Raw genomic sequence first — 16,691 nt, 5'->3', positions numbered from 1 at the left:
CGGGCATGCGAAACTTTTCACATGAGTGCCGCCAGCCGTAGCCGCTCCCGAGTCCGTGCCACCCTGCTCACCGCGGGTGCCGCAGCCGCCGCGCTGACCCTTTCCGCCTGTGGCTCGGGCGGCACCTCGGGCGGGGGCGGTGACACCAACTTCGTGATGGGCGCCGACGGCATCTCCACCGTCGCGCAGGGCAAGCGCACGGCGGTCCCCGACCTGTCCGGCGCGACCATCGACGGCAAGCAGCTCGACGTCGACTCCTACAAGGGCAAGGTCGTCGTCCTGAACGTCTGGGGCTCCTGGTGCGCGCCCTGCCGGGCCGAGGCGCCGGGCTTCGAGAAGGTCTACCAGGACGTCAAGGCCGACGGCGTGCAGTTCGTCGGCATCAACACCCGGGACACCAAGACCTCCAACGCCCTCGCCTTCGAGAAGGAGCAGGGCGTCACCTACCCGAGCCTGTACGACCCGACCGGCAAGCTGATGCTCCGGTTCAAGAAGGGCACGCTCAACCCGCAGGCCATCCCCTCCACGCTGGTCATAGACCGGGAGGGGAAGATCGCCGCCCGCTCGCTGGCCGCGCTCAGCGAGGACAAGCTGCGCAAGATGATCAACCCGGTCCTCGCGGAGAAGTGACGTGAGCGCGGTCACCTCCCTCGCGGCGGACGGCTACAACGGCACCGTGCTCAACGGTGCCCTGCTGCTCGCGCTGCCCATCGCGGTCCTCGGCGGTCTCGTCTCCTTCTTCTCTCCGTGCGTCCTGCCGCTGGTCCCCGGTTATCTGTCGTACGTCACCGGCGTCACCGGCACCGATCTGGCCGAGGCCCGGCGCGGCCGGATGGTCGCCGGGGCCTCGCTGTTCGTGCTCGGCTTCACCGCGGTGTTCGTCTCCAGCGGGGCGTTGTTCGGCTACTTCGGCCAGACGCTCCAGGAGAACCAGAGCGTGCTGTCCAAGGTGCTGGGTGTGCTCATGATCCTCATGGGCGTCTTCTTCATGGGCCTGATGCCCTGGATGACCCAGCGGGAGTTCCGCTTCCACAACAGGCCCGGCATGGGTCTGGCCGGCGCCCCGCTGCTCGGCGCGCTGTTCGGCATCGGCTGGACTCCTTGCATCGGCCCGACCCTTGCCTCGGTGATCGCCCTGTCCTCCCAGCAGGGCAGCGCGGGCCGCGGTGCCATACTGACCGTCGCCTACTGCCTCGGCCTCGGTGTGCCCTTCGTGCTCGCCGCGGTCGCCTTCCGCAAGGCGCTCGGTGCCTTCGGCTGGGTCAAGCGCCACTACGTCTGGGTCATGCGCATCGGCGGCACCATGATGATCGTGACCGGACTGCTGTTGCTGACCGGCGTGTGGGACAGCCTTGTGCAGGACATTCAGTCCTGGTCCGCCGGCTTCACTGTGGGGATCTGATCCATGAGCAAGACCACACCCGACGCTCCCGCCACGGACCAGGACCTCGGCGCCGCCGGCTCCCAGCTGTCCACCGCGCCCGCGGAGAGCCTGAGCATGCCCACCCTCGGCGTGATCGGCTGGGCCCGCTGGTTCTGGCGCCAGCTCACCTCCATGCGGGTCGCGCTGCTGCTGCTCCTGCTGGTGGCGCTCGGCGCGATCCCCGGCTCGCTGATCCCGCAGTCCGGGACCGACGCCACGAAGGTCGCCGACTTCGTCAAGAACAACCCCACCCTCGGGAACGTCTACGACAAGCTCGGCCTCTTCCACGTCTACAGCTCGGTGTGGTTCTCCGCGATCTACATCCTGCTGTTCGTCTCCCTCATCGGCTGCATCGTGCCCCGCACCTGGCAGTTCGTCGGCCAGCTGCGCAGCCGCCCGCCGGGCGCGCCCAAGCGGCTGACCCGGCTGCCCGCCCACACCACCTGGCGCACCGAGGCCGAGCCCGAGCAGGTCCGTGAGGCCGCGCTCGCCCTGCTGAAGAAGAAGCGCTTCCGCGCCCACCTCGCCGGGGACAACGTCGCGGGCGAGAAGGGCTACCTCCGCGAGGTCGGCAACCTCGCCTTCCACATCGCGCTCATCGTGATGCTGACCGCCTTCGCCTGGGGCCAGCTCTTCAAGTCCGAGGGCAACAAGCTGGTCGTCGAGGGCGACGGCTTCTCCAACACCCTCATCTCCTACGACGACTTCAAGTCCGGGAACCTCTTCAGCACCGACGACCTGGTGCCGTTCAGCTTCGTCCTGAACAAGTTCACCGGCACCTACGAGACCAGCGGCCCCAACAAGGGCACCCCGCGCACCTACCAGGCGGCCATCACCTACAGCGAGGGCGCCTATGGCAAGGACCGCAAGAGCCTCGTCAAGGTCAACGAGCCGCTGGAGATCGGCGACGCGAAGGTCTATCTCACCGCCCACGGCTACGCGCCGGTGATCACGGTGCGGGACGGCAAGGGCAAGGTCGTCTACAGCGACGCGGTGGCGATGCTTCCGCTCGACTCCAACGTCACCTCCACCGGTGTGGTCAAGGTCCTCGACGGCTACAAGAACGCCAAGGGCGTCAGCGAGCAGCTGGGCATCTCGGCGTTCTTCCTGCCGACGTACACCCAGGGCAGCGAGACCGCGTCCACCTTCCCCGCGCTGAACAACCCGGTGCTCAACCTCACGCCCTACCACGGCGATCTCGGGGTGGACTCCGGTATCCCGCAGAGCGTGTACCAGCTCGACAAGTCGCATGTGAAGGAGTTCAAGGACGCCAAGGGCGCGCAGCTCAGGTCCAACCTGAGGCCCGGGCAGACCATGAAGCTCCCGAACGGCGCCGGGTCGATCACCTACGCGGGCACCAAGGAGTGGGCGAACTTCCAGGTCGTCCAGCAGCCCGCCAGCGGCTGGGCGCTCGCCGGCGCCCTCACCGCGATCTTCGGCCTCGCCGCCTCCCTGTTCATCCAGCGCCGCCGGGTGTGGGTCCGCGCGGTGCGCGGTGCCGACGGGGTGACGGTCGTCGAGATGGCCGGCCTCGGCCGCAGCGAGTCGGCGAAGGTGCCGGAGGAGCTGGGTGACCTGGCGGGCGTTCTCTACGAGCAGGCCCCGGGGGCACCTGACCCCGACGACGACTCCCCGCATGACGACAACACCCCCGATCCCCAAGTCGTACCTGCCGAAAGGCCTGAGAAGTGACTCTCGCCGCCGCAACCGAACTCGCCGGCGCGACGAATCTCGCCGCCGCCACCAACGAACACCTCGCGAACCTCAGCAACACGCTGATCTACTCCTCGATGGCCGTCTACACGCTGGCCTTCTTCGCGTACATCGCCGAGTGGCTGCTCGGCAGCCGCAGCAAGGTCGGCCGGACCGCCGCCGCGCTCACCACGGACGCCAAGAAGACGAAGACGGCACCGGCCGTGACCGTGAACAAGGGCGGCTCCACCGCCGTACTGGAGCGGCCGCAGGTCGTGGTGCGGTCGGCGGCCGGGGCGCGGGACGTGCCCGACGGGCCCGGGGCGCACGGCGGTGACGAGCAGGGCGACCTCTACGGGCGTATCGCCATCTCGCTCACGGTGCTCGCCTTTCTCGTCGAGCTCGCCGGGGTGATCGCCCGCGCGGCCTCGGTGGAGCGGGCGCCGTGGGGCAACATGTACGAGTTCAACATCACCTTCTCCACGGTGGCCGTAGCCGTGTACCTCTCGCTGCTGGCGCTGAAGAAGAACGTGCGCTGGATGGGCCTGTTCCTGATCACCACGGTCCTCCTCGATCTCGGCCTCGCCGTCACTGTCTTGTACACCGCCAGCGACCAGTTGGTTCCCGCCCTTCACTCGTACTGGCTGTACATCCACGTCTCCACGGCGATCTTCTGCGGCGCGGTGTTCTACGTCGGCGCGGTCGCCACGATCCTGTACCTCTTCAAGGACAGCTACGAGAACAAGCTCGCGAACGGCGGTACGCCCGGCAGGTTCGCGAACTCCGTGCTCGACCGGCTGCCCGCGTCGGCGTCCCTCGACAAGTTCGCCTACCGCGTCAACGCGGCGGTGTTCCCGCTCTGGACCTTCACGATCATCGCGGGCGCGATCTGGGCGGGCGACGCGTGGGGCCGCTACTGGGGCTGGGACCCCAAGGAGACCTGGTCCTTCATCACCTGGGTCGCCTACGCCTGCTACCTGCACGCCCGCGCCACGGCCGGCTGGAAGGGCCGCAAGGCCGCCTACCTGGCGATGATCGCCTTCGGCTGCTGGCTGTTCAACTACTACGGCGTCAACATCTTCGTCTCCGGCAAGCACTCCTACGCGGGCGTGTAGCACGGCGACAGGGAAGGGCCCCCGTTCCGATCGGAACGGGGGCCCTTCGCCTTGGTCTCAGCGAGGTACGGCTGTCTCGGCGACGTACGGCTGTCTAGAAGTGCACCTCCGCGCAGGCCCGCCCCCGCGCCTGGAGTCCGCTGCTCGTGTGCTCCCAGCCCTCCGCGCACAGCACCGCGCCGTTGGGCAGGTCGCGGTGGACCGGCACGGTGAACTTCTGGTGGTAGCCCCAGAACTGGGTCGGGCTGTTGGTGTCGATGCCGCCGCCCCAGATGTGGAAGTGGCCGGTGAAGTCGCCGTTCCAGGTGGTCGCCGCGCCGATGGTCTCGACGCGCAGCCCGACGCCGTCGACCATGATGCAGGTGCGCTGGTTGCAGCCGTTCGCTCCGGCGGAGGCGGCCGTCGCTCCCGAGATCGTCATCGCCAGGGCGCTCACCGCGCCGAGCGCCAGCCTCGTCAAAGTCTTGCTGTTCATGGGCACGATCCTGGCAGTCACGGTGGGTGACCGGCCGGCACGGCGCGCTACGGCGGGGCAGGCGCCACAAGGTCATCAGCTTCTGGATATACGGCCTCCCGGACACACGGCCTCCTGGACATTTGGCGGCGGATTTTGACACGGTGGAGTGCACCGGCCCGTAATCGAACACGTGGTCGATGATGCCCTTCGGGAGGCCTGTCGTGTCCCTCGACTTCTATGCCGCGCAGAGCGCGTTCTCCGATCCCGGCGACCTCGTGTCCGCCTACGACGGTCTGCCGCGCGACCTTCGTCAACTGGCCCGGATCGTACGGGACCTGATGATCCATCGCCTTGAGGGCGAACTCTTCGGCCACGCCCACCCGGCCGACCGCCTCCACGACGACGCCGAGACCCGGTACATCGACGACGTCCTGCGGATCGTCCTGGCCCGCGACCCCGCCCCGCTCACCGCGCGGCGCGTGCCCGGCGACCGGTTCGTGGGGATCTGCCGCGACTTCACGCTGCTGCACGTCTCCCTCCTGCGCCACGCGGGCATTCCGGCCCGGCTGCGGTCCGGCTTCGCCGACTACTTCGGCACCACCGGCTTCCACAGCGATCACGTGGTCACCGAGTACTGGGACGAGGAACGCGGCTGGCTGCTGGCGGACGCGCAGCTGGCCGACCCGGAGATCACGGCCCACTGGCCGGCGGACTTCGACCCGATGGACGTCCCGCGCACCCGCTTCCTGGTCGCGGGCGAGGCCTGGCGCGCGATCCGGGAGGACGGCCTCGACGAGAGGACGTTCGGCCTGCACCCGCCGCAGGACGGCCCGTTCTTCGGGGAGCGCTTCGTCGCCGGCAACATCCGGCTCGACCTCGCCGCGCTCAACAAGGTGGAGACCCTGCTCTGGGACGTCTGGGGTGAGGACGAGGGCGAGCCGGGGACACCGCTGCCGCAGGGCTCACGTGCGTTCTACGACCGGGTCGCGCCCGTGGTGAGCGGCGACGTGTCCTTCGAGGCCGTACGGACGCTGTTCGCCGAGGACGACGTACTGCGCACACCCCCGACCGTCACGTGCTACGCGCCCTACAACGGGACGCACCTCGTCACCCTGCGACCGGCCGGTGCGCGCACGTCGCCGTGAGCGACCGCGGGTAGGTGATCTCCGGGACGGTGTCGTGCGTTGCCCTCGTGTTTCGGTCACTGGAGAGTGAGGACATGAACCCTCTGGACCCGTTGGACGCCCTGGCCCCCTTGGGCGAGGCCACCGCACGCGCCTGGCTCGCCACCGCCGTCGAGGAGGCCCGCACCGGGCTTGCCGGCGGCGGCATCCCGATCGGGGCCGCGCTCTACGGCGCCGACGGCACCCTCCTCGGGCGCGGCCACAACCGGCGCGTCCAGGACGACGACCCCTCGGTGCACGGCGAGACGGCGGCCTTCCGGGCGGCGGGCCGGCAGCGGTCGTACCGTGGCACGACCATGGTCACCACCCTCTCCCCGTGCTGGTACTGCTCAGGCCTGGTCCGGCAGTTCGGCATCTCGCGCGTGGTGATCGGGGAGGCCGCCACCTTCCACGGCGGCCACGACTGGCTGGCCGCGCACGGAGTGGAGATCGTGCTGCTCGACGATCCCGAGTGCGTGCGGATGATGACCGACTTCATCGAGAAGAACCCGGCACTGTGGAACGAGGACATCGGTGAGTGACCCCCGCATCCCGACCATCGACCTGCGCCCCTGGCTCGCCGGGGACCCCGAGGCCCGCGCCGCCATCGCCCGCACCCTCGACGACGCCCTCCAGACCGCCGGGTTCTTCCTGGTCACCGGGCACGGGGTCGACCCCGGCCTGCGCTCCCGCATCCGGGAGGCCGCCCGGGGCTTCTTCCGGATGCCCGTGGGGACGAAGAAGGCGTACGAGGCGAAGGTGGGCGGCCGCGGCTGGCTCGGGCCCGGCGCCGAGGCGAACGGCTACTCGGAGGGCACCGAGACCCCGCCCGACCTGAAGGAGTCGCTGACCTTCGCCACCCACGAGCCCTTCGAGGACCCGGTCGTCAACGCGGAGTGGTACGCGCCGAACGTCTGGCCGGCCGAGGCGCCCGAACTGCGGGAGCTGTGCGAGGAGTACCTGGAGCGGATGGGCGAGCTGGAGAAGCTGCTGCTGTCGCTGCTCGGGGAGGCGCTCGGCGTCCAACCCGACTTCTTCTCCCGGCACATGGACCATCCGACGTACGGCTTCAACATCAACTGGTACCCGGGCACGGAGGTGTTGGGGGAACCGCAGCCCGGGCAGTTCCGGATCGGCCCGCACACCGACTTCGGCACGGTGACCATCCTCGACCGGCAGGCCGGCAAGGGCGGACTCCAGGTCTTCACCGACGAGGGCGGCTGGGAGGACGCGCCCTTCGACCCGGCCGCCTTCACCATCAACATCGGTGACCTGATGGCCCGTTGGACCGGTGACCGGTGGCGGTCCGGACGGCACCGGGTGCTGCCGCCGCCGGCCGACGTGCCCGCCGAGGAGCTGATGTCCCTCGTCTACTTCGGCGAGTGCACCCCCGGCACCCGCGTCGAGTCCGTCCCGGCGCCGGTCGGGCGGGTGGCGTACGAACCCGTCGACTCCCACGTGTACTTGAGGGCCAAGCTGGACTCGATCACGGTCGGCTGAGAGGGGCGCGCGCACGGGGGATACAGTTCGACGGCCCCCGTCCCGGGGGCGGTCGAACTGGGGGAGACATGAGGAAGCGCACCGTCCCGAGAGGGCTACCGGTGGCGGCCACCGCCCTGGTCGCCGGGGCCGCGGGGGTGGGCGGGACGCTCGGGTACCAGGGGCTCACCGCCCCGGACACCTCGGCCGTCGACGCGCAGGCCGCCGCGATCGTCCAGGACCTGGGCAAGGATCTCGACGCGGGGTTCTACTCGGCGGGCGGCGGCACCTACGGCGGGCCGTTCACCGAGGGGACGCTCGTCGCCCGGGTCGAGGAGCACGGCGGGGCGCTGCTGAGCGTCCGGTCGGCCGGGCTGAACCACACGGCCGAGGTGATGCTCGGCCTCGAACCGCCCCGCGGGACCACCGTCGACCCCGACGCCTACCCCGTGCGCTGCTACCGCATCTCCTTCGCCCGCGGCACCCACAGCGTGCGGCGGGCCGACGTCGGCTGCCCGGCCACCCGGACCGACGGCCGACCCGGCAGCCTCGCCGCCCAGTTGGGGGCGCTGCTCGCCCGGCAGCCCGACACCGCGAGCGGCTACCGCGCGACGTCGTCCTCCGGCTACGACCACACCCCCGAGGGCGTCACACGGTTCCTGCACGACAAGCGCCTGGTCGCGGCCGGGGACACGGTGACCGGCGTCGCCGGCGAGGCCGCCGGCGCCGACGTGTACGCCGCCGCCCTGCGTATCAACGGCGTCTGTCACTACCTGCGGATGTCCACCGACGCCGACCTGATCCCCCTGTGGGCCGCCCCGGCCGACGAGCAGCAGGGCTGCGACGCCGGGCACGCGGTCACGGCCTCGGCGCTGTACGGCTCCGATCCGGCGAAGGAGGGCTGAGTACCGGCCGACCGCCACCGTGGTGCCGCGTACGGCCTCGCGTCAGTACGGCCTGAATCTCCACGGTCTCGCGTCAGCCGGTCTTGGGGTCCTCGCCCTGTTCCTTGCGGCGCAGTTCCTCCTCGCGGCGGCGCAGGTCGGCCTCCCAGTCCTTCAGGAGCGACTCGTCCTTCTTGTGGTCCGCCTTGAGGGAGTTCAGGAACTCGGGGTTGTCGTCGGGGGCGACGTACTCCATGCGGTGGTTGCGGTGCCACTCGGAGGGGGTGCGGCCGTTCGCCGGCGGGGTGCGCAGCTTGCCCGCGGCGAGCCAGGCGATCGGGCCGACGATCCAGAACAGCAGGATGATGAAGACCCAGGCGATCTTGGGAAGGTGCTTGGCCTCGTCCTCGGGAGTGTTGAGGCAGTCGATGAACGCGTAGATCGTCAGCGCCAGCGGGATCAGGTACATCAGCAGCCGGAACATGTGCTTTTGGCCCCCAGGGAACGTTGTGTGGAGCCTGTGACAGGCCCCTGACGGGGTCAGGGTAGCGGCTCGGGGATACTTGACCCCATGGCTTACGACGATCTTCGCTCCCTGCTCAGGGCACTGGAACGCGAGGGAGACCTCAAGCGGATCAAGGCCGAGGTCGACCCGTATCTGGAGGTCGGGGAGATCGTCGACCGCGTCCAGAAGGCGGGCGGCCCGGCGCTGCTCTTCGAGAACGTGAAGGGCTCCGACATGCCCCTCGCGATGAACGTCTTCGGGACCGACCGGCGGCTGCTGAAGTCGCTGGGGCTGAAGTCGTACGGCGAGATCTCCGAGAAGATCGGCGGGCTGCTGCGGCCCGAACTCCCGCAGGGCTTCGTGGGCGTGCGGGAGGCCTTCGGGAAGCTCGGCGCGATGACGCATGTGCCGCCGAAGAAGGTGAAGTCCGGGGACGCGCCGGTGCAGGAGACCGTCCTCACCGGGGACGACGTCGATCTGGACCGGCTCCCGGCCCTGTTCACCTGGCCGCAGGACGGCGGCTCCTTCTTCAACCTGGGGCTCACGCACACCAAGGACCCGGAGTCCGGGATCCGCAACCTCGGGCTGTACCGGCTCCAGCGCCACGACAAGCGCACCATCGGTATGCACTGGCAGATTCACAAGGACAGCCGCAACCACTACCAGGTCGCCGCCCGGCGCGGTGAGCGGCTGCCGGTCGCCATCGCCTTCGGGTGCCCGCCCGCGGTGACGTACGCCTCCACGGCCCCGCTCCCCGGGGACATCGACGAGTACCTGTTCGCGGGGTTCATCGCGGGCAAGCGGATCGAGATGGTGGACTGCAAGACGGTTCCGCTCCAGGTCCCCGCGCAGGCGGAGGTCGTGATCGAGGGCTGGCTGGAGCCGGGGGAAATGCTGCCGGAGGGGCCCTTCGGCGACCACACCGGGTTCTACACCCCGCAGGAGCCGTTCCCGGCGCTGAAGATCGACTGCGTGACGATGCGGAAGCGGCCGCTGCTCCAGTCGATCGTCGTGGGCCGCCCCCCGACGGAGGACGGGCCGCTGGGCCGCGCCACCGAGCGCTTCTTCCTGCCGCTGCTGAAGATCATCGTGCCGGACATCGTGGACTACCACCTGCCCGAGTCGGGCGGCTTCCACAACTGCGCGATCGTCTCGATCGACAAGAAGTACCCCAAGCACGCGCAGAAGGTGATGCACGCGGTCTGGGGGGCACACATGATGTCCCTGACCAAGCTGATCGTGGTCGTCGACGCGGACTGCGACGTCCACGATCTGCACGAGGTCGCCTGGCGGGCGCTGGGCAACACCGACTACGCCCGTGACCTCTCGGTCGTCGAAGGACCGGTCGACCATCTCGACCATGCCTCCTACCAGCAGTTCTGGGGCGGCAAGGCGGGGATCGACGCGACGAAGAAGTGGCCCGAGGAGGGCTACACGCGGGACGGCGGCTGGCCCGACATGGTGCTGTCCGACCCCGAGACGGCGGCGAAGGTCGACCGCCGGTGGAAGGAGTACGGCCTGTGAGCAGCGCCTCCGCGGCACTCCCGCAACCGGGACGCACGAAAGCCTTTCTCCGGCTCGTGATGATCGAGCACTCGGTCTTCGCGCTGCCCTTCGCCTACATCGCCGCGCTGACGGCGATGTACGAGTGGGACGCGAACATCCACTGGGGGCGGCTGCTCCTGGTGACGGTCTGCATGGTCGGTCTGCGGACCTTCGCGATGGCCGTGAACCGGATCATCGACCGGGAGATCGACGCGCGCAATCCCCGGACGGCGCACCGGGAGCTGGTCACCGGGGCGATGTCGGTGAAGCACGCGTGGACCGGGGCGCTGATCGCGGTCGTGGTCTTCCTGGGCTCGGCCGCGCTGCTGAACCCGCTGTGCCTCGCGCTCGCGCCCGTCGCGGTGATCCCGATGGTGGTCTATCCGTACGGCAAGCGGTTCACGAACTTCCCGCAGGCCATCCTCGGTCTCGCCCAGGCGATGGGCCCGGTGGGCGGCTGGCTCGCGATCACCGGGTCCTGGTCCTGGGACGCGGTGATCCTCGGTCTCGCCGTCGGCATCTGGATCGGCGGCTTCGACCTCATCTACGCCTGCCAGGACGTCGAGACGGACCGCGAGGTCGGCGTCATGTCGGTCCCGGCCCGCTTCGGCATCCCGGGCGCGATCTGGGGAGCCCGGGTCTGCCACTTCCTGACGATGTCCCTGCTCGTCTGGTACGCCGTCGCCACGGACGCGGGCGGGTTCTTCTGGGTGGGCCTGATGATCGTCGCGGGGGCGTTCGTGTACGAGCACTCGATCGTGCGACCGCATGACCTGTCCCGGCTGAACCGGGCGTTCTTCAGCGTCAACGGGTTCATCGGGATCGCCCTGTTCGTGTGTGCGCTGCTGGATCTTCTGGTGCGTGGTCTGACCGTGTGAGTAGCGTGCGGCCTACGACCGAGGGCGGGACCCCAGGGAGGCCGGCGTGAACGTCTCGGGCATCGACCGTGTGCACTCGCGGCTCAGCGAGCTGGAGGACATGTTCCCCGGCTGGCTGACGGAGATCGTCGAGGGCAGCATCATGCTGAGTCCGGTCCGGCCGGTGCACGGGACGACCATCCAGCGGTTGTGGACGATCCTCGACGAACAGCTGCCGCCGGAGTGGTCGCAGATGAGCGACGTCGCGTTCGTGTTCGACGACGCCAACGAGTTCTGCCCGGACCTCGCGGTCGTCCCGGCCGAGGCGGAGGACGAGAACCGCAGCGCGTACGCCGCCGGTCTGATCGAGTTCGTCGCCGAGGTGGTGTCACCGGAGAGCGTCCGCCGTGACTACGAGTTGAAGCCCCGCTGGTACGCGTCCCGGGGCATCGCCAACTACCTGCTGCTCGATCCCCTCAAGGGCCACGCGGTCACGATGTGGAACCCAGGTCCTGACGGTTATCTGGGCCACGACACGCTCCCCTACGGACGGGACGTGACCGTCAACTCGCCCCTCGGCAGGCTGCTGATTCCCACGGGGAGCCTGCCCGTCGACCCGAAGGCACGCCCTCAGACCTGAGCGACACCCCGCCCCGTCGCCCGGCGCCTGAACACGAACGCCGCAGCCACCCCCGCCACCAGGCCCAGCAGGTGCCCCTGCCAGCTCACCCCCGACTGGGTCGGGGCCAGGCCCACCAGGATCGATGTGCCCCAGATCGCCGCTATGAGGAGGCCGACCAGTACGCCCAGCGGGCGGCGCTCCACGAAGCCGGTGACCACGAGGTAGCCGAAGAGGCCGAAGATCAGGCCCGAGGCGCCTGCGGTGTTGGTGTGGGCGGGGGCTATGAGCCAGACGCCGAGGCCGTCGGCGACGATGATCAGGGCGGATACGGCGAGGAAGCGGCGGATGCCGCCCAGGGCCGCGAGGAAGCCCATGACCAGCAGCGGGACGCTGTTCGCGGCGACATGGGCGAAGCCGAAGTGGATGAACGCGGCCGGCACGACGTCGATCAGCTCGGACGCGGTGCGCGGGACGATGCCCAGGCTGTCGAGGGCATGGCCGCTCGCCACGTCGACCACTTCGAGGAGCCACAGGAGCGCGACCCAGCCCACCATCAGCTTGGCCGCCGCCTTCGCACGGTCCCCGCGCGACCACTCGAGCCCAGTACCGGTCATGGCAACCCCCGCCGCTCACTCGTCCCCGTACAAGGAACGCCCGGACCCCCTTGCCCGGTTCCCACCCTGCGACGCCGGATAGGCTCGGGGGTGTGAACCCAGTCAAGCCAGGAGAGACGCGGCGTACGCCTTGGATCGTAGGGGTGTCCGGCGCCTCCGGCACCCCGTATGCCGCGTCCGTGCTGCGCGCTCTCCTCGCGGCCGGCGAGAGCGTCGACCTGGTGGTGTCCCGCGCCTCGCGGCTCACCCTGCTCGACGAGACGGGGATCGCCTTCCGGGACGCGCACTGGCAGGACGACCTGCGCGAATGGCTGGCCCGCGGTGCCGACGGCAAGCCCGGCGCCTTCGAGGCGGACATCACCGCCGTACGGTACTGGCATGCCGGGGACCTGGCCGCGGGGCCGTCCTCGGGGTCGTATCCGAGCAAAGGGATGCTGATCGTCCCCGCCTCCACCGCCTGCGTCGCGGGCGTCGCCCTCGGGCTCTCCAAGGACCTCCTCCAGCGGACCGCGAGCGTCACCCTCAAGGAGCGCCGCAAGCTGGTCGTGGCCGTACGCGAGACCCCGCTGAACGGGCAGACCCTGCGCCACCTCGTGACACTGGACGACGCGGGCGCGACCGTCGTGCCCGCCTCGCCGGCCTTCTACTCCGGGGCGACCCACATCCAGGACCTGGTGGACTTCGTCGCCGGGCGGGTGCTGGACGCGGCGGGCGTCGGGCACGGGCTGTACCGCCGCTGGGAGGGCGAGCTGGGCGCCGCCCGCGACGACGGCTCCGAGTGAGCCGCCGGTCCGGGCGGCGGTGAGCGGCCCGGCGGCATCCGGTGGGCATCACGCACGACCCACCTCACTCAGTACTTCAGGAACCACTCTTCAGACGGACTTCTCATCGGAAGGCATCGATCGCATGGACGCGGTGGACAGGCAGCTCATCCAGGCCCTGAGGGAGAACGGCCGGGCCTCCTACGCGGAGCTGGGGCGCCTCGTCGGTCTGTCGGGACCCAGCGTCACCGACCGCATCAACCGGCTGGAGGCGGCCGGGGTCATCACCGGTTACCGCGCCACCGTCGACGCCGCCTCGCTCGGCCTCGGGGTCACCGCGCTGATCGGCATCTCGCTCTCCGACGCGACCGACCACGAGGACGTGGCGCGGCGGCTGCGGGACCTCAGCGAGATCGAGGACTGCTGGTTCATCGCGGGCGACGACTCGTACATGCTGAAGGTGCGGGCGTCGGACGTGGACGGCCTGGAGAAGACCATCCGGCGGCTGTCCGGGACGAAGGGCGTCTCCCGGACGCGTACGACCATCGTGCTCTCCACGAAGTGGGAGAACCGGGTCGGAGAGCTGCCCGAAGAGGCGTAGACGTAACGTGGGACAGGTCTTCGGAGAAAGGTGTGGGCATGGACGTCGGGCTCAAGCGCGAGCTGGAGGAGAAGGTCAGGGCCGGTGAGCGCCTGACCCGTGAGGACGGCGTCGCGCTCTACGAGTCGGACGACCTGGCGTGGCTGGGCGGTCTCGCGCACGAGGTGCGGACGCGGAAGAACGGCGACGTCGTCCACTTCAACGTCAACCGCCACCTCAACATGACCAACGTGTGCACGGCGTCCTGCGCCTACTGCTCCTTCCAGCGCAAGCCGGGGGAGAAGGACGCGTACACGATGCGGATCGAGGAGGCGGTGAAGCTCGCGAAGGCGATGGAGGGCGAGAACCTCACCGAGCTCCACATCGTCAACGGCCTGCACCCGAACCTGCCGTGGCGCTACTACCCGCGCTCGCTGCGGGAGTTGAAGGCCGCGCTGCCCGACGTCTCGCTGAAGGCGTTCACGGCGACGGAGATCCACCACTTCGAGACGATCTCGGGCCTGTCGGCGTCGGAGATCCTCGACGAGTTGATCGACGCGGGGCTCGAATCGCTGACCGGCGGCGGCGCGGAGATCTTCGACTGGGAGGTCCGTCAGCACATCGTGGACCACCGCACGCACTGGGAGGACTGGTCCCGGATCCACCGGCTGGCGCACGAGAAGGGTCTGAAGACCCCGTGCACCATGCTCTACGGCCACATCGAGGAGCCGAGGCACCGCGTGGACCACGTCCTGCGGCTGCGTGAACTCCAGGACGAGACCGGCGGGTTCCAGGTCTTCATCCCGCTGCGCTACCAGCACGACTTCGTGGACATGAAGGACGGCAAGGTACGGAACCGCCTCCAGGCGCGGACCCAGATGGCGACCGGCGCGGAGGCCCTGAAGACCTTCGCGGTCTCCCGTCTCCTCTTCGACAACGTCCCCCACGTCAAGGTCTTCTGGGTCATGCACGGCGTCCAGACCGCCCAACTGGCCCTCCTGCACGGCGCCGACGACATGGACGGCTCGGTCGTCGAGTACAAGATCACCCACGACGCCGACAACTACGGCACCCCGAACAAACTGACCCGCGAGGACCTGCTCGACCTCATCCGCGACGCCGGCTTCCGCCCGGTGGAGCGGAACACGCGCTACGAGATCATCCGCGAGTACGAGGGAGCGGACCCGGAGCGACGGGAGTCGCCGCAGCCGATGCGGGTGTGACGGGCGTGACGTACGTGACCCCGTAGCCCGCTTGAGGTGGTCGAGGTGTAATGGCTAGCCTCGACCTGTGCCTCTTACTTTCACCCTCGATCCCGCCGTGACTCCCGAGCTGCGGGACGGGCTGCTCGATCTCTGGACCGATGTGTCCAATGCCGGTGGTGCCGTCGGGTTCGTCGCGCCTGTGGAGCGGGACGTGATCCGGCCCGAGTTGGTGAAGCACCTTGTGGGGATGGAGCAGGGGCGGACCCGGCTGCTGGTGGGGCTGGACGAGGAGGGGCGGGTTGCGGCGACCGCGTTTCTCGCCTTCAACACGCACCGGCTGATGACCCACTGGCTGTGGCTGTACACCGTGATGGTCCATCCCCGGCATCAGGGCGAGGGGTACGGCCGTGACCTGCTCGCCGCCGCCGCGGACGCGGCCCGGGGGATCGACGGTATCGAGGCGATACGGCTCACCTGTCGCGGCGGTCTCGGACTGGAGCGGTTCTACGGCTCCTGCGGGTACAAGGAGGTCGGCCGGATACCCGGTGCGATCCGGGTCGCGCCCGACGACGACCGGGACGACATCATCATGCTGCTGCCCCTGACGTGACCGTGACCCCCCTCCAAGATCGCGGCTCCGGCGTGCTTCACTGGACGGTGCCCCTTTTTGGAACCGGAAGAGTGGATTGACATGCTCCGCTACACGCTGATGCGCCTCGGGATCTTGGTCGGCTGCCTCGTGGTCGTCTGGGGCCTCGTCTACTCCGGCCTCGCCCCGCGCGGCCTCGGTGACTCCAACGGCATGTGGATCGTCCTGCTCTCGCTGCTGCTCTCGGCCCCCATCAGCTTCGTGGTCCTGCGCAAGGAGCGGGACCGCGCCTCCATCCAGGTCGTCCAGCGCGTCGACCGGATGAAGGCGAACCTGGAGGCCAACCGCAGCCAGGAGGACGAGGCCGTGGACGAGGCGACCCCGTCCAAGGGGCAGGCCCCGCAGACCTCCTGAGTCCAACGCCTCCGCCGCGGTGCCCGCGTGACCGTACGCTTTGGGCATGGGTGTCGTGAAGAGCAAGCGGATGCCGCGTGCCGTGCGGGAGCAGCAGATGCTGGACGCCGCTGTGGAGATCTTCGGGCAGCGCGGGTACATGGCGGCCTCGATGGACGAGATCGCCGAACTCGCCGGTGTGTCCAAGCCGTTGGTCTACCTGTACCTGAACTCCAAGGAAGACCTCTTCACCGCGTGCATCCGGCGCGAGGCCGCCGCGCTCACCGAGGCCGTGCGGGTGGGCGTCCGCACCGACCTCCCCGCCGACCGGCAACTCTGGGACGGGCTGCTGGCGTTCTTCACGCACACCGGGGGCAATCCGCACGGCTGGTCCGTGCTGCATCTCCAGGCCCGTATCCACGGTGAGGCGTTCGCCGCCGAGGTCACCGCGATGCGTGAGGAGATCGTCGCCTTCGTGACCCATCTGATCGTGGTCGCGGCCCGTGAGGCCCACCGCGACCCCGACCTCCGCGAACACGAGATGGCCGGCCTCGCCGAGGGCCTCGTCGGCGCCGCCGAATCCCTCGCCGCCTGGGCCAACGCCACCCCCGACATCACCGCCCGCCAAGCCGCGGCCACCCTGATGAACTTCGCCTGGGCAGGCCTGGGCAACCTCATGGACGGTCGCCCGTGGCAGGCGCCGGTTGGGGTCCAGTGAGGGGTCGGTCGACATAGCGGCCTGGCGGAGGCTTGGCCCGGTGAGGGTCCGGCCCGGCCCGGCAAAGACCCACCCCGCCCACCCCACCC

Annotated in this window: 20 protein-coding genes; 17 read left to right on the top strand and 3 right to left on the bottom strand. The window is 69.6% G+C overall.

The features are described 5' to 3' along the window. Positions 1 to 21: 21 nt before the first annotated feature. From G3I78_RS13965 to ccsB, 4 genes are read left to right on the top strand one after another with little or no spacing between them, the layout of a single operon-like run. A complete protein-coding gene (locus tag G3I78_RS13965; protein ID WP_164424030.1) occupies positions 22 to 630 on the top strand; it encodes a TlpA disulfide reductase family protein in 609 nt (202 codons plus the stop codon). A gap of 1 nt (position 631) precedes the next feature. Then, entirely contained in the window at positions 632 to 1,402 is a 771-nt protein-coding gene (locus G3I78_RS13960) for a cytochrome c biogenesis protein CcdA (RefSeq protein WP_164424028.1), read from the top strand. A gap of 3 nt (positions 1,403 to 1,405) precedes the next feature. Next, on the top strand, positions 1,406 to 3,115 hold the full coding sequence (locus G3I78_RS13955; protein ID WP_164424026.1) for a cytochrome c biogenesis protein ResB: 1,710 nt from the start codon (positions 1,406 to 1,408) through the stop codon (positions 3,113 to 3,115). Continuing rightward, complete coding sequence (gene ccsB / locus G3I78_RS13950; protein ID WP_164424024.1) at positions 3,112 to 4,230, top strand: c-type cytochrome biogenesis protein CcsB; 1,119 nt, start codon at positions 3,112 to 3,114, stop codon at positions 4,228 to 4,230. Before G3I78_RS13955 ends, ccsB begins: the two co-directional genes overlap by 4 nt. Before the next feature lie 94 nt (positions 4,231 to 4,324). On the opposite strand, the gene G3I78_RS13945 is transcribed toward ccsB, so the two are convergent. Continuing rightward, complete coding sequence (locus G3I78_RS13945) at positions 4,325 to 4,705, bottom strand: hypothetical protein (RefSeq protein WP_164424022.1); 381 nt, start codon at positions 4,703 to 4,705, stop codon at positions 4,325 to 4,327. A 203-nt stretch (positions 4,706 to 4,908) separates the two neighbouring features. On the opposite strand from G3I78_RS13945, the gene G3I78_RS13940 reads away from it, so the two are divergent. The 4 genes from G3I78_RS13940 to G3I78_RS13925 all read left to right on the top strand — a co-directional run bounded on the left by G3I78_RS13940 (position 4,909) and on the right by G3I78_RS13925 (position 8,234). Next, positions 4,909 to 5,832, top strand: coding sequence for a transglutaminase-like domain-containing protein (locus G3I78_RS13940; protein ID WP_343243740.1), 924 nt, complete (start codon positions 4,909 to 4,911; stop codon positions 5,830 to 5,832). 74 nt (positions 5,833 to 5,906) lie between these two features. After that, on the top strand, positions 5,907 to 6,392 hold the full coding sequence (locus G3I78_RS13935; protein ID WP_203614878.1) for a nucleoside deaminase: 486 nt from the start codon (positions 5,907 to 5,909) through the stop codon (positions 6,390 to 6,392). Then, positions 6,385 to 7,350 carry a 2-oxoglutarate and iron-dependent oxygenase domain-containing protein gene (locus G3I78_RS13930; RefSeq protein WP_164424018.1) on the top strand — a complete coding sequence of 322 codons (966 nt, stop codon included), beginning with the start codon at positions 6,385 to 6,387 and terminating at the stop codon, positions 7,348 to 7,350. The genes G3I78_RS13935 and G3I78_RS13930 overlap by 8 nt, the downstream gene beginning before the upstream one ends. A 68-nt stretch (positions 7,351 to 7,418) precedes the next feature. Continuing rightward, positions 7,419 to 8,234: a hypothetical protein gene (locus tag G3I78_RS13925; RefSeq protein WP_164424016.1), complete on the top strand. Its 816-nt coding sequence runs from the start codon at positions 7,419 to 7,421 to the stop codon at positions 8,232 to 8,234. Positions 8,235 to 8,307: 73 nt separating this feature from the next. Here G3I78_RS13925 and G3I78_RS13920 read toward each other — a convergent pair whose 3' ends face one another. Beyond that, positions 8,308 to 8,697 (bottom strand): PLD nuclease N-terminal domain-containing protein, encoded by a 390-nt coding sequence (locus tag G3I78_RS13920; protein ID WP_164424014.1) that lies wholly within the window; start codon positions 8,695 to 8,697, stop codon positions 8,308 to 8,310. An 87-nt stretch (positions 8,698 to 8,784) separates the two neighbouring features. Between G3I78_RS13920 and G3I78_RS13915 the strand changes: the two genes are divergently transcribed. From G3I78_RS13915 to G3I78_RS13905, 3 genes are read left to right on the top strand one after another with little or no spacing between them, the layout of a single operon-like run. After that, positions 8,785 to 10,242 (top strand): menaquinone biosynthesis decarboxylase, encoded by a 1,458-nt coding sequence (locus G3I78_RS13915; protein ID WP_164424012.1) that lies wholly within the window; start codon positions 8,785 to 8,787, stop codon positions 10,240 to 10,242. Beyond that, the gene (gene mqnP / locus G3I78_RS13910; protein WP_164424010.1) at positions 10,239 to 11,141 is read left to right on the top strand and encodes a menaquinone biosynthesis prenyltransferase MqnP; all 903 of its coding nucleotides are present in this window, start codon (positions 10,239 to 10,241) and stop codon (positions 11,139 to 11,141) included. Before G3I78_RS13915 ends, mqnP begins: the two co-directional genes overlap by 4 nt. 46 nt (positions 11,142 to 11,187) lie before the next feature. Further along, complete coding sequence (locus tag G3I78_RS13905) at positions 11,188 to 11,760, top strand: Uma2 family endonuclease (protein ID WP_164424008.1); 573 nt, start codon at positions 11,188 to 11,190, stop codon at positions 11,758 to 11,760. On the opposite strand, the gene G3I78_RS13900 is transcribed toward G3I78_RS13905, so the two are convergent. After that, complete coding sequence (locus G3I78_RS13900) at positions 11,751 to 12,356, bottom strand: rhomboid family intramembrane serine protease (RefSeq protein ID WP_164424007.1); 606 nt, start codon at positions 12,354 to 12,356, stop codon at positions 11,751 to 11,753. The genes G3I78_RS13905 and G3I78_RS13900 overlap by 10 nt on opposite strands. 92 nt (positions 12,357 to 12,448) lie before the next feature. Here G3I78_RS13900 and G3I78_RS13895 point away from each other — a divergent pair, with 92 nt between their 5' ends. From G3I78_RS13895 to G3I78_RS13870, 6 genes are all read left to right on the top strand, one after another. Then, positions 12,449 to 13,138, top strand: coding sequence for a UbiX family flavin prenyltransferase (locus G3I78_RS13895; RefSeq protein ID WP_164424005.1), 690 nt, complete (start codon positions 12,449 to 12,451; stop codon positions 13,136 to 13,138). A 124-nt stretch (positions 13,139 to 13,262) separates the two neighbouring features. Then, the gene (locus G3I78_RS13890) at positions 13,263 to 13,718 is read left to right on the top strand and encodes an Lrp/AsnC family transcriptional regulator (protein WP_164424002.1); all 456 of its coding nucleotides are present in this window, start codon (positions 13,263 to 13,265) and stop codon (positions 13,716 to 13,718) included. 38 nt (positions 13,719 to 13,756) lie between these two features. Beyond that, positions 13,757 to 14,920, top strand: a complete 1,164-nt coding sequence (gene mqnE, locus G3I78_RS13885; protein WP_164424001.1) for an aminofutalosine synthase MqnE — start codon at positions 13,757 to 13,759, stop codon at positions 14,918 to 14,920. Between the two features lie 67 nt (positions 14,921 to 14,987). Beyond that, positions 14,988 to 15,512 (top strand): GNAT family N-acetyltransferase, encoded by a 525-nt coding sequence (locus G3I78_RS13880; RefSeq protein WP_164423999.1) that lies wholly within the window; start codon positions 14,988 to 14,990, stop codon positions 15,510 to 15,512. Positions 15,513 to 15,593: 81 nt separating this feature from the next. After that, positions 15,594 to 15,905: a DUF4229 domain-containing protein gene (locus G3I78_RS13875; protein WP_164423997.1), complete on the top strand. Its 312-nt coding sequence runs from the start codon at positions 15,594 to 15,596 to the stop codon at positions 15,903 to 15,905. Between the two features lie 46 nt (positions 15,906 to 15,951). Further along, a complete protein-coding gene (locus G3I78_RS13870; protein ID WP_164423995.1) occupies positions 15,952 to 16,602 on the top strand; it encodes a TetR/AcrR family transcriptional regulator in 651 nt (216 codons plus the stop codon). Positions 16,603 to 16,691 lie beyond the last annotated feature (89 nt).

The organism is Streptomyces sp. SID13726, assembly GCF_010548375.1.
Lineage (GTDB): Bacteria > Actinomycetota > Actinomycetes > Streptomycetales > Streptomycetaceae > Streptomyces.
This window is presented reverse-complemented; position numbering and strand designations above follow the sequence as displayed.

Coding starts and splice junctions, on each gene's coding strand:
- G3I78_RS13915 (WP_164424012.1), top strand. CDS start 8,785: ATGGCTTACGACGATCTTCGCTCCCTGCTCAGGGCACTGGAACGCGAG.
- G3I78_RS13890 (WP_164424002.1), top strand. CDS start 13,263: ATGGACGCGGTGGACAGGCAGCTCATCCAGGCCCTGAGGGAGAACGGC.
- G3I78_RS13875 (WP_164423997.1), top strand. CDS start 15,594: ATGCTCCGCTACACGCTGATGCGCCTCGGGATCTTGGTCGGCTGCCTC.
- mqnE (WP_164424001.1), top strand. CDS start 13,757: ATGGACGTCGGGCTCAAGCGCGAGCTGGAGGAGAAGGTCAGGGCCGGT.
- G3I78_RS13925 (WP_164424016.1), top strand. CDS start 7,419: ATGAGGAAGCGCACCGTCCCGAGAGGGCTACCGGTGGCGGCCACCGCC.
- G3I78_RS13955 (WP_164424026.1), top strand. CDS start 1,406: ATGAGCAAGACCACACCCGACGCTCCCGCCACGGACCAGGACCTCGGC.
- G3I78_RS13965 (WP_164424030.1), top strand. CDS start 22: ATGAGTGCCGCCAGCCGTAGCCGCTCCCGAGTCCGTGCCACCCTGCTC.
- G3I78_RS13945 (WP_164424022.1), bottom strand. CDS start 4,705: ATGAACAGCAAGACTTTGACGAGGCTGGCGCTCGGCGCGGTGAGCGCC.
- G3I78_RS13935 (WP_203614878.1), top strand. CDS start 5,907: ATGAACCCTCTGGACCCGTTGGACGCCCTGGCCCCCTTGGGCGAGGCC.
- G3I78_RS13920 (WP_164424014.1), bottom strand. CDS start 8,697: ATGTTCCGGCTGCTGATGTACCTGATCCCGCTGGCGCTGACGATCTAC.
- G3I78_RS13870 (WP_164423995.1), top strand. CDS start 15,952: ATGGGTGTCGTGAAGAGCAAGCGGATGCCGCGTGCCGTGCGGGAGCAG.
- G3I78_RS13900 (WP_164424007.1), bottom strand. CDS start 12,356: ATGACCGGTACTGGGCTCGAGTGGTCGCGCGGGGACCGTGCGAAGGCG.